This window comes from Aquibacillus sediminis (assembly GCF_005870085.1).
Taxonomy (GTDB): domain Bacteria; phylum Bacillota; class Bacilli; order Bacillales; family Amphibacillaceae; genus Aquibacillus_E; species Aquibacillus_E sediminis.
In genome coordinates this window covers 70871-83830 of record NZ_SZNM01000002.1, presented here as the reverse complement: position 1 = coordinate 83830, position 12960 = coordinate 70871, and the positions used below count along the sequence as shown (strand labels likewise).

The 12960-nt window shown below is 37.1% G+C and carries 15 protein-coding genes and 1 other annotated feature; of the genes, 4 read left to right on the top strand and 11 right to left on the bottom strand.

Features of this window, described 5'->3' with window-relative positions; all coding sequences use genetic code 11:
• Positions 1-61 precede the first annotated feature (61 nt).
• The 4 genes from FCI53_RS02225 to FCI53_RS02210 all read right to left on the bottom strand — a co-directional run bounded on the left by FCI53_RS02225 (position 62) and on the right by FCI53_RS02210 (position 5361).
• Entirely contained in the window at positions 62-373 is a 312-nt protein-coding gene (locus FCI53_RS02225; RefSeq protein WP_171038029.1) for a helix-turn-helix domain-containing protein, read from the bottom strand.
• Positions 354-2780, bottom strand: a complete 2427-nt coding sequence (gene pheT / locus FCI53_RS02220; protein ID WP_138415416.1) for a phenylalanine--tRNA ligase subunit beta — start codon at positions 2778-2780, stop codon at positions 354-356. The genes FCI53_RS02225 and pheT overlap by 20 nt, the downstream gene beginning before the upstream one ends.
• Positions 2781-2793: 13 nt before the next feature.
• Positions 2794-3831 carry a phenylalanine--tRNA ligase subunit alpha gene (pheS, locus tag FCI53_RS02215; RefSeq protein ID WP_138415414.1) on the bottom strand — a complete coding sequence of 346 codons (1038 nt, stop codon included), beginning with the start codon at positions 3829-3831 and terminating at the stop codon, positions 2794-2796.
• A 783-nt stretch (positions 3832-4614) separates the two neighbouring features.
• Complete coding sequence (locus tag FCI53_RS02210) at positions 4615-5361, bottom strand: TrmH family RNA methyltransferase (protein ID WP_138415412.1); 747 nt, start codon at positions 5359-5361, stop codon at positions 4615-4617.
• Between the two features lie 138 nt (positions 5362-5499).
• Here FCI53_RS02210 and sspI point away from each other — a divergent pair, with 138 nt between their 5' ends.
• Both sspI and FCI53_RS02200 read left to right on the top strand, forming a co-directional pair.
• Positions 5500-5718 carry a small acid-soluble spore protein SspI gene (sspI, locus tag FCI53_RS02205; RefSeq protein WP_138415410.1) on the top strand — a complete coding sequence of 73 codons (219 nt, stop codon included), beginning with the start codon at positions 5500-5502 and terminating at the stop codon, positions 5716-5718.
• A gap of 157 nt (positions 5719-5875) precedes the next feature.
• Positions 5876-6496 (top strand): lytic transglycosylase domain-containing protein, encoded by a 621-nt coding sequence (locus FCI53_RS02200; protein WP_138415408.1) that lies wholly within the window; start codon positions 5876-5878, stop codon positions 6494-6496.
• Between the two features lie 130 nt (positions 6497-6626).
• On the opposite strand, the gene FCI53_RS02195 is transcribed toward FCI53_RS02200, so the two are convergent.
• Positions 6627-7712 carry a M42 family metallopeptidase gene (locus FCI53_RS02195; RefSeq protein ID WP_138415406.1) on the bottom strand — a complete coding sequence of 362 codons (1086 nt, stop codon included), beginning with the start codon at positions 7710-7712 and terminating at the stop codon, positions 6627-6629.
• Positions 7713-7800: 88 nt separating this feature from the next.
• Positions 7801-8286 carry a dUTP diphosphatase gene (locus FCI53_RS02190; protein WP_138415404.1) on the bottom strand — a complete coding sequence of 162 codons (486 nt, stop codon included), beginning with the start codon at positions 8284-8286 and terminating at the stop codon, positions 7801-7803.
• Between the two features lie 305 nt (positions 8287-8591).
• Here FCI53_RS02190 and FCI53_RS02185 point away from each other — a divergent pair, with 305 nt between their 5' ends.
• Positions 8592-8975, top strand: coding sequence for a sigma-w pathway protein ysdB (locus tag FCI53_RS02185; RefSeq protein ID WP_138415402.1), 384 nt, complete (start codon positions 8592-8594; stop codon positions 8973-8975).
• Between the two features lie 16 nt (positions 8976-8991).
• On the opposite strand, the gene FCI53_RS02180 is transcribed toward FCI53_RS02185, so the two are convergent.
• The 5 genes from FCI53_RS02180 to infC form a co-directional block, all read right to left on the bottom strand.
• On the bottom strand, positions 8992-9579 hold the full coding sequence (locus FCI53_RS02180) for a TVP38/TMEM64 family protein (protein ID WP_138415400.1): 588 nt from the start codon (positions 9577-9579) through the stop codon (positions 8992-8994).
• Between the two features lie 163 nt (positions 9580-9742).
• Positions 9743-10009 (bottom strand): DUF1294 domain-containing protein, encoded by a 267-nt coding sequence (locus FCI53_RS02175; protein WP_138415398.1) that lies wholly within the window; start codon positions 10007-10009, stop codon positions 9743-9745.
• 521 nt (positions 10010-10530) lie between these two features.
• Positions 10531-10887 (bottom strand): 50S ribosomal protein L20, encoded by a 357-nt coding sequence (gene rplT / locus FCI53_RS02165; RefSeq protein ID WP_138415394.1) that lies wholly within the window; start codon positions 10885-10887, stop codon positions 10531-10533.
• A gap of 95 nt (positions 10888-10982) precedes the next feature.
• Positions 10983-11180, bottom strand: coding sequence for a 50S ribosomal protein L35 (gene rpmI, locus FCI53_RS02160; RefSeq protein WP_138415391.1), 198 nt, complete (start codon positions 11178-11180; stop codon positions 10983-10985).
• Between the two features lie 51 nt (positions 11181-11231).
• The gene (gene infC, locus FCI53_RS02155; RefSeq protein ID WP_138415390.1) at positions 11232-11735 is read right to left on the bottom strand and encodes a translation initiation factor IF-3; all 504 of its coding nucleotides are present in this window, start codon (positions 11733-11735) and stop codon (positions 11232-11234) included.
• Positions 11736-11804: 69 nt separating this feature from the next.
• Positions 11805-11924: a sequence feature (ribosomal protein L20 leader region), on the bottom strand.
• Positions 11925-12371: 447 nt separating this feature from the next.
• Between infC and FCI53_RS02150 the strand changes: the two genes are divergently transcribed.
• Positions 12372-12956: a GNAT family N-acetyltransferase gene (locus FCI53_RS02150; protein WP_138415387.1), complete on the top strand. Its 585-nt coding sequence runs from the start codon at positions 12372-12374 to the stop codon at positions 12954-12956.
• Positions 12957-12960 lie beyond the last annotated feature (4 nt).

The following is a 12960-nucleotide window of genomic DNA, read 5'->3' as shown; positions in this document are numbered from 1 at the left end:
AAAGTAGAAAAAGCCGACACATAAACATGCACGTCGGCTTTTTCTATTTTAAAATTATTTACTAACTAAAATACTTTTCTGCAATCTTTTTTACGTCATTAGCAAATGAATATATATCGAGGGATCTAGCTATACACATTACATCAAAGAAATAAATATCCCCTTCTCCCATTTCTATCCTTTTTAAATAATCTATACTTATATTCGCTTGCTCAGCTAACCGTTCTAAAGTCATCCCTTGTTTCTTTCTGAGAGATTGAATATATTCTCCTACTTCTCGATTAAATAACTCATCATTTGTCACATCGTCATTCTTCATCCTATCTCCAATACCTATGTTATTCCTTAATGGATTATCCTCGTAATTCTGCATCGTGAGCATCTTTCACTGCATAGAGAATCGCTTGATAAGACTCTTCCACTTCTTCATCTTTTAATGTACGTTCTGGATCAAGGTATAGTAAGTTAAACGCAATCGACTTCTTACCATCCTCTAAATGCTCTCCTTGATACACATCAAATACTTGTACATCCTTTACAAGTTCTCCACCTGCTTGTTGGATCGTAGCTTGTACGTCACCAGCATGTACAGCTTCTTCAACGACAAGTGCGATGTCTCTTGATACAGATGGATAACGAGGAATTTTCGCAAAGCTTGGTTCATTTTTGTGTATCTCAAATAAATAGTCTAGATCTAGATCAAACACATACGTATCTTTTAGATCAAAGTCTTTTTGTAGTTTCGGATGGACTTGACCTAAGAAACCAATCGAGGTTCCACCCACCAATATTTGCGCCGTACGCCCAGGATGCATGCCATCGATTTTCGTTTGTTTGTATTCTGCCGTTACATTTAATGTTTCAAACAACCCTTGCAGGATTCCTTTTACTAAATAGAAATCTACTTGTCGTTTCTCTTGTTGCCATGGATGTGTAATCCAGTCACCTGTCAGCGCACCTGCTGCACGTAGTTTTTCTTCCGGTTGTTTGGTTACTTGTTCTTGCTCTGACAGGAAAATAGTTCCTAGTTCATAATAGGCAAGATTGGATTGTTTTCTAGCCGTGTTGTATGCAAGTGAATCCAACAATTCTGGTAGCATACTTAGTCTTAACGTGCTATGTTCTTCACTCATTGGCATGGAAAGCGCTACTGGTGTTACCGCTTTTTCTTTTACCTCTGGGCTAACAAGTAATTGTGATCTAGCTTGACTTGTTAACGAATAGGTGATGGATTCCATTAAACCAGCACTCTCGAAATATTGTTTGATATCTCGTTTTAACTGCTGCAAGTCTGTTAATCCACCTGCTTGTGATGCACCTTGTGGCAACGTATATGGAAGGTTATCATAGCCGTAAATACGCGCGATTTCTTCTAGCATATCTTCAAAGATGGTAATATCTTGACGTCGCGTTGGTACATGTACTGTAAACGTATCACCATTTAGTTTGTAGTTGATGTTCAATTTTCGTAAAATATCTGCCATTTCATCATTAGAGATAGCAGTTCCTAAACGAGCATTAATCCTGCTAGATGAAAATTCAACAGTCTTTTCCTCTTTATCTAATTCATCAAACTCTGCTACACCACTCAGAACGGTACCATTTGCATACTGACTTAATAACTGACAAGCACGCATACCAGCACTTTTGACACGGTTTGGATCGACACCTTTTTCAAAGCGGATACTGGATTCACTACGTAAACCATGGTCTTTGGACCCAATTCGAACTACCTTAGGATCGAAATAAGCTGCCTCAAGTAATACGGTAGTTGTTTGCTCAGAAACCTCGGATTCTGCTCCACCCATAACACCAGCAATTGCCGTTGGTTCTTGTCCATTGGTAATCACTAAATGTTCGGATGACAGGGTACGCTCTTGGTCATCCAATGTTTGAATTTTCTCATCTTGCTGCGCACGTCTTACCACAATTTCTTTTGAACCAAATTTGTCAAAATCAAATGCATGAAGTGGCTGACCGTATTCCAATAATACATAGTTGGTAATATCAACTACATTATTAATTGGACGAATACCAGCAGCAATCAAATAGTTTCGCATCCAAAGTGGTGATGGGCCAATTTCGATATCTTTCACGACAAATGCCCCATAGTATGGATTAGCGTCAGAATCCTCTACTTTAACAGAAACATAGTCAACTGCTTGTTCCTCTGCCGTTTTAACATTTTCTTCTGGAAAGCGGATTGGTACATCCAAAATAGCGGCAACTTCATAGGCCACCCCTAACATACTTAATGCGTCTGAACGATTTGGTGTTAAACCAAGTTCAATTATCGCGTCATCTAAATTAAGTAATTGTAAGGCGTCTGCACCAACCTCTGCATCGTTAGGAAAAACAAAAATTCCTTCTGCTACGTCTTTTGGTACAAACTTCTCTTCAATTCCAAGCTCTTGTAAGGAACATATCATCCCATTTGATTCAACCCCACGAAGCTTGGCTTTTTTAATTTTAAAATTACCAGGTAAAACAGCTCCAGGTTTTGCCACTGCTACTTTTTGTCCTTGTGCAATGTTCGGTGCACCACAGATGATTTGTAATTCTTCATCACCTACATCTACTTGACATAGATTTAATTTATCGGCATTTGGATGTTGTTCACATTTCTTCACATAACCAACCACAACATTTGTACTTTGCTCGGCAATATACTCAATGCCTTCTACTTCAATACCAGTTTTCGTAATACGTTCTGCTAGGTCTTCTGTTGAAATATTTTCAATATCAATATAATTTTTCAACCAATTTAAAGATACAAACATTCGTTTCCCCTCCTTATTTCGCCTTATGATATTGTGTTAAAAATCTGACATCATTGGTATAGAAGTGACGAATATCATCAACGCCATATTTCAGCATTGCAATTCGTTCTGGTCCCATTCCAAATGCAAATCCACTGTATTCATTTGAATCATACCCTGCCATTTCTAGTACACGTGGATGAACCATACCTCCACCTAGAATTTCAATCCAACCGGTTCCTTTACAAACAGAACAACCATGACCATGACAAACTTTACAAGAAATATCCATTTCCACAGATGGTTCTGTAAAAGGGAAAAAGCTTGGACGAAGACGAATTTCTCTTTCTTCCCCAAATAATTGTTTTGCAAAACGGTTTAATACACCTTTCAAGTCACTCATGCGGACATCTTTGTCAACATATAGGCCTTCAACCTGTGTGAATTGGTGGGAGTGTGTCGCATCATCTGTATCACGACGGTACACCTTACCAGGACAAATCATTTTTACTGGCTGGCTCCCTTGATACTCTCCCATTGTTCTTGCTTGAACTGGAGATGTATGAGTACGCATTAGTAGCTCTTCCGTGATATAGAATGAATCTTGCATATCACGAGCTGGGTGATCTTTTGGTAAGTTCAATGCCTCAAAGTTATAATAATCTGTTTCAACTTCTGGACCTTCTCGAACTTCAAATCCCATTCCAATAAATAAATCTTCAATTTCTTCTACAATACTTGTTAATAGATGTGGGCCACCAACTTGTACTGGTCTACCTGGTAATGTCACATCAATTGTTTCAGCTTCCAACTTTTTCTCTAACTCAATTGCTTCTAGGTGTTCTTTTTTATTGTCTAATTCACTGGCAATCGCTTCTCTTACTTTGTTTGCTAATTCACCAATAACTGGACGTTCTTCTTTCGATAATTTCCCCATACCTCGTAGCACTTCTGTAATAGGACCTTTTTTACCTAAATATGCCACACGAATATCTTGCAAATCTTTAAGTGTAGATGCTTCTTCCACTTTCGCTAATGCTTCTGTTTGTAGCTCTAATAAACGCTCTTTCATCCCTTTTGACCTCCTTATGTAGTTTGATTCAAATTTGAACTAGAATATCGAAATTATGTTAGAACAAAATAAAAAAGCCTCTCCCTCTAAAAGGGACGAGACTTGTTTGTATAATCGCGGTACCACCCTTGTTGACACAGTTCATCCATGTCCACCTTGAGCTTGATAACGGAAAAAATTCCGGGACACAATTACTTACTTAACGCAAGGTCCAAGTGCCGGCTCCAGAGTGAAACTTCAACAACACATCGATCGAAGTGCTTCCAGTCTAAGACACTTCTTCCCTTAAACGTATATGCTTATTGCAAGTACGTCATTGATCGACGAACGTATTGTTTACTGGCTCTTTCGTTGCCTGTCGATATTCACATTATTTACTTATTATAGAAAAACGAAGCAAAAGATGCAAGTCAAAGCCCATTATTTTCTTGCAAATGTCGACAGTTTCTTTAACTAGCTTCGTTTCTGATCATGGTGTTTACTGTATAATGTGCCTTTACTTCAATAATAGCTTAAGATTTATGGTGCTTACTTACATTAACCGAGCGCTTATGCACTTGATAACGTATATTTGGGACTTTTTCTTACATGTTCTCAACTCTTTTTCGCTCGATAACGTATATTTAGGCCCTTTTCACACATGATCCCAGCGATTTTATGTTCAATCATGTATATTTCGATAAATCTCTATACTAATTAGTCAATTTGTTAATGATTTATTGCGCGTCATACAGCAAATTCTCACCAAGACGAACGGAACTAGGAAATAACTAAAGAATCAAGCTAATTTCTGCTACTTGCTAGGTGATACAACAATATTCCTGTTGCTACACTTACATTTAAAGATTCCGCAGCTCCGTATATTGGTATATGTACTTTTTGATCCGCGCTTTGCACTATAGACGAAGCTATGCCCGCACCTTCATTGCCAACAATTAATGCCACTTTATCAGGAACATGAAGGGATGGATAAGGTTTTGCACCTTCCAATGTTGCAGCCCATATCTCGAATCCTTGATCTTGTAATGTCACCATCTTTTCTTCCAATGAAGCTTGGAAAATTGGTAAGTGGAATAACGAACCCTGTGTAGCTCGAACAACTTTATCATTAAACAGGTCAACGGTTCCTTCTCCTAAAACTACCCCATCAAATCCTGCAGCATCAGCTGTTCGAATCATCGTTCCTAAATTACCGGGATCTTGAACTGCATCAACTAACAAAAGTTGATTAAAGTCCGCCCACTCGGGCTGCTTCATTTCCACTACTGCCGCAATTCCTTGTGGTGTTTTCGTGTCAGTAATTGCTTTTAATACATGATCGGAAACGTAGGTTAACTCATAATCCGCTAACCAATCCGGAACGGTTGCCCCTTCTTGAATGATAACCTCTTGCAAGTGCCAGTTGCTATTTATTGCTTCTTGTATAAGGTGATAGCCTTCCACTAAAAAAGTTTTGGTATTATTGCGATCTTTTCGCTTCTTTAATTTATTCCATTGTTTTACTTTATTGTTTTGAACCGAAGTGATCATGATCCACATCCTCTAGATGAATTTCTTCTCTATCATACATAATTGTGTGACAAGCGGTCAAACTAGTAGTAACTATTCTGCGAAAAAATTACCATCTAATGCAGAAATAGACCATAATTAAGCGAATGAGGTGATCGGATGGATTTAAATTTAAGAAAAGCTATTCTATCTAATGTTTCCAACAATAATACAGAAGAATTAGAAGCAACGATTGTGGATGCCATCCAAAGTGGTGAGGAAAAAATGCTTCCAGGACTAGGCGTTTTATTTGAATTAATTTGGCAACAAGCAGATGAGAACGACAAACAAGAAATGCTGTCGGCACTAGAAAAAGGTGTTAATCAAGCTGGCTCATAAGTTTACTTAGAATTAGAAAAGGTTGTTCTATTTTGGAACAACCTTTTTGCTTGCATAACACCATTACTTTATTTTCCCAATTACTAACTAGCTATTGCCTAGTTCCAGTTGATAAGGTAAAATTACATCATCTTATTGTAGAATAGGAATGACGATCATGGAAATTAAGAATCTTCAACATTTGATACAATTGCAAGCAATGGCAACTTTAACGAATAATAATAATGCCACATCCGACGCTTCCCTACTTACACACACTTTTAAACAATACATGCAGCAGCAATTGTCATTACAGCAAGACACGGCTAGTTATCCAACCCAACAACGCCCTACTAATAATCAGCATGCGATAGAAAATTACTTTCCTAATATTAAAATGAATCCAAGTACCACAACATCAAATACTAGTTTTCAATCCATCATCCAAGATGCAGCGACTACGTTCGGAGTTGATGAAAAACTTATTCGATCCGTGATCCAACACGAATCCAACTACAACCCCAATGCTGTTAGCCATGCTGGTGCACAAGGATTAATGCAATTGATGCCCCAAACAGCTAATGGACTTGGAGTTCATAATGCTTTTGATCCAAAACAGAACATTTTTGGTGGTACGAAATATTTAAAACAAATGCTTGACCGCTACAACGGTGACTCGACATTGGCTCTTGCTGCCTATAATGCTGGTCCAGGAAATGTGGATAAATATAATGGAATCCCACCATTCAAGGAAACGCAAAATTATGTACAAAATGTGTTGAGCAGTTATACCGTTTAACATGTACTTTCTCACTAAATCATCAAGTTGCGTGATTAGCAGAATCCAGAAGAACTATCGAAACGGTTCTTGGTTGCATTATTAATGAAAAAAACGAGGATACCATTCAATGGTATCCTCGTTTTTTTCATTAACCAAAAGTAATTTCTTTTACTTTATCATCATCCAAGTTTTTAATTACTTCAACGATTAATTTCACAGCATTTTCAAAGTCGTCACGATGAAGAATTGCTGCATGTGTATGAATGTAGCGAGTTGCAATAGTAATCGATAGTGCCGGTACACCATTCGCTGTTAAATGAATGGAACCAGTATCAGTACCACCACCAGCTAGGGAAGCGTATTGATATGGGATTTTCTTCTCATCAGCCGTATCAAGAACAAAGTCACGTAACCCTTTGTGAGAAATGGCAGACGCATCATAAAGAATAATTTGTGGTCCTTCTCCAAGTTTACTATCGGCATCTTTATCAGAAATTCCTGGTGTGTCACCAGCAATACCTACGTCCACAGCAAATCCTATATCTGGTTGAATGGTGTTGGTTGACGTTTTTGCACCACGCAACCCTACTTCTTCCTGTACGGTTCCGACCCCATAAACTTGGTTCGGATGGTCTTCATTTTGTAATTGCTTCAATACCTCAATTGCAATCGCACAACCAATACGATTATCCCATGCTTTAGCAAGAAGTAATTTTTCATTTTTCATTTGTGTGAATTCAAAGTATGGTACAACTGAATCACCAGGGCGAACGCCGAATTCCTCTGCTTCTTCTTTACTAGTTGCACCAATATCAATAAACATATCTTTAATCTCAATTGGTTTTTTGCGAGCTTCTGCTGGTAAAATATGAGGTGGTTTCGAACCTATCACACCTGTTACATCGCCTTTTCTCGTTAGAAGGGTAACGCGTTGTGCAAGCATGACTTGGCTCCACCAACCACCAACAGTTTGGAAGTAAACGAAACCTTTATCATCAATTCGAGTTACCATGAAACCCACTTCATCAAGGTGACCCGCCACCATAATTTTTGGTCCATTTTCTTTACCAACTTTCTCAGCAATTAAACTACCAAGATTATCTGTATACACCTTATCTGCATAAGGAGAGATATATTTGCTCATTACATCTCTAGCTTCTCTCTCATTACCAGGAATTGCGCGTGCATCTGTTAATTCCTTCAGCATGGTTAATGTTTCATCTGTTTTTGCCATATGTAATCCTCCTTCAGATACTTCCCTACCAGTTAAATTATAGCTCTTTTTGCAACATTTAACAAAAAATACCTATTTATGGGTACACCTAATATCCTTTATCTTGCCTCTCGTGATTAACCTTATTCTTCTCATAATATGCTTGTTTAACACTCGTCTCATCAAAGCCTAAACTATTTCCTAATGCAAGGTATGCGGTAAACATTTGGTGATAGGTTTCTTTACTTATGGTTTGTTTAAATGCTATGATTTGCTCAAACACATGATTAAATAGAGTCGTCACATCTTCCGTAGATGAAGGGATTGGCCCAGCGTCATAACGAAAATTACTTTCAAGACCTAGTGATAAAATAAAATGTAAACCATCTACATACTCTTCCAATATCACTTGTCGTTCGCTTGCATCCTTGTGACTCCAAAATTTAAAACAACGTGTTTCGTTAGCAAGTTCACCAACTTCAACAAGTAATGCCAGTATTTTTTTATTTACTAAATCACTTGCTTGTAGGTTATGATTTGTTTCAATATATGTATCTAATTTTTCTTGCATCGTAAATAACTGATCCCAATTCATCTTTATTCTCCTTTTTAGATAAAGTGAAACTTCACTAATTAGGGGGGGCTCTCCCCCAATTAGTGTTAGCACCACAAGGGTATGACCCTCAGACCTAGAACCATTCAGGGTCAAAGCGAAAGTTAACTCCCACTTAAACATCTCCGTTTCCTATCATGTTTTGAAGTGGGAATCTTACCAAGATAAAATAAGTTGCATCTATTTGTTATTTTACTTTTTTTGACATGATCATGCAAAATTTTTTTGAAACCTTTTGTTACTACCATTCGTATATAAGAGGACCATTTGATAGGGAGACGATAAACATGATTGTATTATTATTCAGATTACTACTCTTGATTGCCATTATCTTTTTATTTTACAGTGCTTATAAATACTTGATGAATCCGAAAAGGAAGTTAGAGGTAGCAAGAGAAAAGAAAGCTTTTTACTTTCACGACGATCCAGATAATGTGAAGAAGAATTTTTTAATGACCTACAAAGGCTTTTTATTTGAAGGGGAAAAATACTTAGGAACGACTGAAGACGCTTTTGATGTGGTAAATATAAGTGTTCATGCCAAACATCCCGGGCAACTCAAAGGATTGGAAAGAGCTGATTTATATTTTCTAGAAGAGGAGATTTTAATTCGTTATCCTTATGCAAAGGTAGATTGGAAATATCCAATGAATAAGCTTTATATTAAATAAGCAAAACCTGGCATCTTTAAATGCCAGGTTTTGATGCGTTTGCAGTGAAAAAATCTTCCCATTTAATAATAATTTCTTTTCTTCGCAACAAATAAATAAAAGGTAATAATAAGATCAAGAAACTAGCCATCATCACGGGCGATAAGCTTGAGAGCCACTGCCCAATCGATGTATAAACAACCGCTAATGGTATGTTTGAATACAGAGAAGACCTCATGTAGTCCTTGAAACTTTGGGAGATCTCAAGAATACATAAAGATAAAAGATGAAAATGTATAAACGGGACTAACCTTAATAATGCAATTTGTGATGTCGTTAGGCTAGCGTTATCACCAATAATTTTTTGCTTCATTTTCACAAACCTGTTCGCCGTGTTTGGCATCCATTGCACCATTCGATAGAAAAATAGACTGGAAAGCGTAATACCAATAACGGAATATAGAGTACCTGCTACTGTTCCAAATAAGATCCCACCAGATACACAAATAAAAACAACAGGAAGAAAAAATATCGGTCTTAACAAGTGAATTCCGATAAATAGCAGTGGAGCAAATAACCCTCCAGTTTCAATAACGGCCAACACATACGTACCCACATATTCCATAAGGAGAGCCTCCCTTTATCGCTTCTTACTCCATACTTATGACATAAGACGAGCCTATATGACAAAAACATAATTAACTTATCTCATATCACTCTTTCTTACTACATAAGTAATGGTTACCAATAGATTGGATCATCGAGCGAGAAAGTCGCGGTATCTTAATCTACAAATTGAATGCCAGTAAAAAAAGGTGAACGATTAGTATGAATGGTAATCCAAACTTAAATCGTAATTTCTTTGTTTTATGTCTAAATACATTCATCCCTAAAACACTTCCGATTGATCCACCTATAATTGATAGCATCCATATCGTATTTTCTGGTATTCTCCATTCTCCTTTTCTTGCACGTTGTTTATCTATACCCATCACGCTGTACGACAAAACGTTCACAATAATCAAATAACCTATAGCAATTAAACTTAAATCCATCGCATTCCCTACCTACTAATTAAATTAAAAGACTGATTACCTGTGCTGATGCACATATGCTGTATTATACTACATAACACTTGCAACCTCCTCTAAAAAGAGAGTGCTAAAAGTCGCTGCGGAAATACACTACGCTTTCCTGTGGGGGGCTGGTGAGCCTCCTTGAAAATACAAACCAATTTTCTTCGTGCGATGTATTGCTGTCGAAGCTTTCCTTGTCCTGCAGGAACAGCATGTGTCCGAAGCCCCACTGAATTAAGGAACGTAGGCTAAGATCGTCACGTCCTGTGACAACGCCTGCGTGACCAACATCCTGTTGGCCTGAGGCCGTGCCCGCGGAAAGCGGAGTATTCTGCCATAGCGATGGTATATCACTTAATTTATTCAGAAAAGTAGAGAGCAAAATTATGATGGTTATGTCGTATAATACAGCTTATATCCAATAACAACCATTTCAAAATCGGCCTAATTTAAAAAGAGGCTAACCCTTTGCGGGACAGCCTCTTTATTATAAACTATTATTATTTAATTGCCGCTTTTGCTTTTTCAGCTAATTGAGCAAATGCTTTTTCGTCATTTACTGCAAGGTCTGCAAGCATTTTACGGTTTACTTCGATACCAGCTTGCTTTAACCCGTGCATAAGACGGCTATAAGATAAGTCGTTTAGGCGTGCTGCAGCGTTAATACGCGCAATCCATAATTTACGGAATTCACGTTTTTTGTTTCTGCGGTCACGGTATGCATATTGACCTGACTTAATTACTTGTTGCTTAGCTGTTTTGAATAGTGCATGTTTTGAACCATAATAACCTTTAGCTAACTTTAAAATACGTTTACGACGTTTACGTGTAACTGTTCCACCTTTAACACGTGCCATAGTAATTCCCTCCTAGTATATATCAACGATTCGTTCGTGAATGTTTAGTTAGTGTAAATCCTCATCAGTGGAATATTCCTACTGTAAGCTTTACCTTATTTGTTTTGTAGCATTTGTTTAATTCGTTTGTAGTCACCAGCAGAAACAGTAGCACTCTTACGAAGTTTACGCTTCTGTTTTTGTGATTTGTTAGCAAATAAGTGACTAGTATATGCGTGGGAACGCTTCAGCTTCCCAGAACCTGTTTTTTGGAAACGTTTTTGAGAACCTTTATGGGTCTTCATTTTTGGCATGAGTAGTTCCTCCTTGTAAGCTATAACTTTTTTAAACAACCATTAGATTGATTATTTTTCATTGACTGGTGCTAGCATTAAGAACATACTTCGACCTTCCATTTTTGGTTTTTGTTCAACCGTGGATAGATCTTTACATTCTTCAGCCATACGTTCAAGTACTTTTTGACCTAATTCTTTATGGGTAATCGCACGTCCGCGGAAACGAATCGAAACTTTTACTTTATCGCCTTTTGTAAGAAACTTTCTTGCATTACGTAATTTTGTATTGAAGTCGTGTTCTTCAATTCCAGGACTAAGACGGACTTCTTTTACATTAATTATTTTTTGTTTCTTACGCGCTTCTTTTTCTTTCTTCTGTTGTTCAAAGCGATATTTACCGTAGTCCATAATACGACATACCGGCGGTTTTGCATTCGGTGCAACTAATACTAAATCTAGATTTCTTGTTGCAGCAATATCCAGCGCTTCTTGACGTGGTTTAACACCTAATTGGTCCCCATTTGAATCAATGAGACGAACTTCACGAGCACGAATTTTCTCATTGACGTTCATATCTTTGCTAATAATCAGCCACCTCCATAAATTTTTGAGACAATGAGCCCTTAGACAAGTATTGTTGTTAACATAAAAAAAGTGTCGGTACACACACTGCACCCACACGTCATCTGTTATCATCAGAATAACCTGTCAACTGCAATCTTGCGTCAATCAGGTGAGAAGCGGGTGCTTCTACTTGCCTTAGTTCATATTTAATTTCACTTATAAAAGAATAGCATAATGTCCAATCCATGTCAACTGCTCGGCTGTTTTTAACAATGAGACTTTTACATAATAACGAACTTTTATCATAATTACAAGGAATTTCAAAAAAATATTCCAAACAAATTTTGGTAATAAGCGGTCACCCTTGTTCAGGTATTACTATCCTCGTATTCTTTTAATGTTAATCGATTGTAAAGTATTTTACGGAGGAAACAACGAAAGCTCCCACAGAAGCTGAGAGAAATCTGATGCTGCAATGCCTGTGCTGTTGCCTAATCTGAACGTGAAAGAGTTCAAACAAAAGGTTCATCGATTGGGGGCTTTTTCCTTCTAATTACAAAAGATTAAATGGTATATTATGTTAAAAGTTATGTCTTACAAAAGGTTGAATAAAAAAATAATAAGTTTATACGAGGGAGTTAGAGAATGAATTTTGAAAACTATTTAAAAGAAATGCCTGATTTAGAAACTAAAAGGTTAAAACTAAGAAAATTAACTTTTTCAGATTTAAACGATGTTCATTATTTTTGTTCTAATCCAAAAGTGGCTAATCCAATGACATGGGAAGTAAACAAAACAATAGAAGTAACGAATGATTTTCTAAAAGCTGTAATTAGTGGTTATGAAAATGGTGAGTCTGGTGAGTGGGCAATTGAATTAAAAGATACAGGAAAAGTAATAGGCGTTGCAGCGTTTATAGATTGGAATAATGAGCATAGTTGTTTAGAAATAGGTTATTTTCTTTCCGAAGATTTTTGGGGTAAAGGAATTGTTACTGAGGCGCTTAATAAAATTTTGCATTATGGATTTGATGTTCTATCACCAAATAGAATTGAGGGAAGATGTGATACCGACAATTTTGCTTCCCAGAAGATAATGCAAAAAATGGGGATGAAATACGAAGGAACGTTAAGAAAAAATGAATACATAAAAGGAGAATTTCGAGATACACAAATGTATTCCATTTTAAAAACGGAATATACGAATAGTAGTAAAATACGCCTCCATTAAAGGG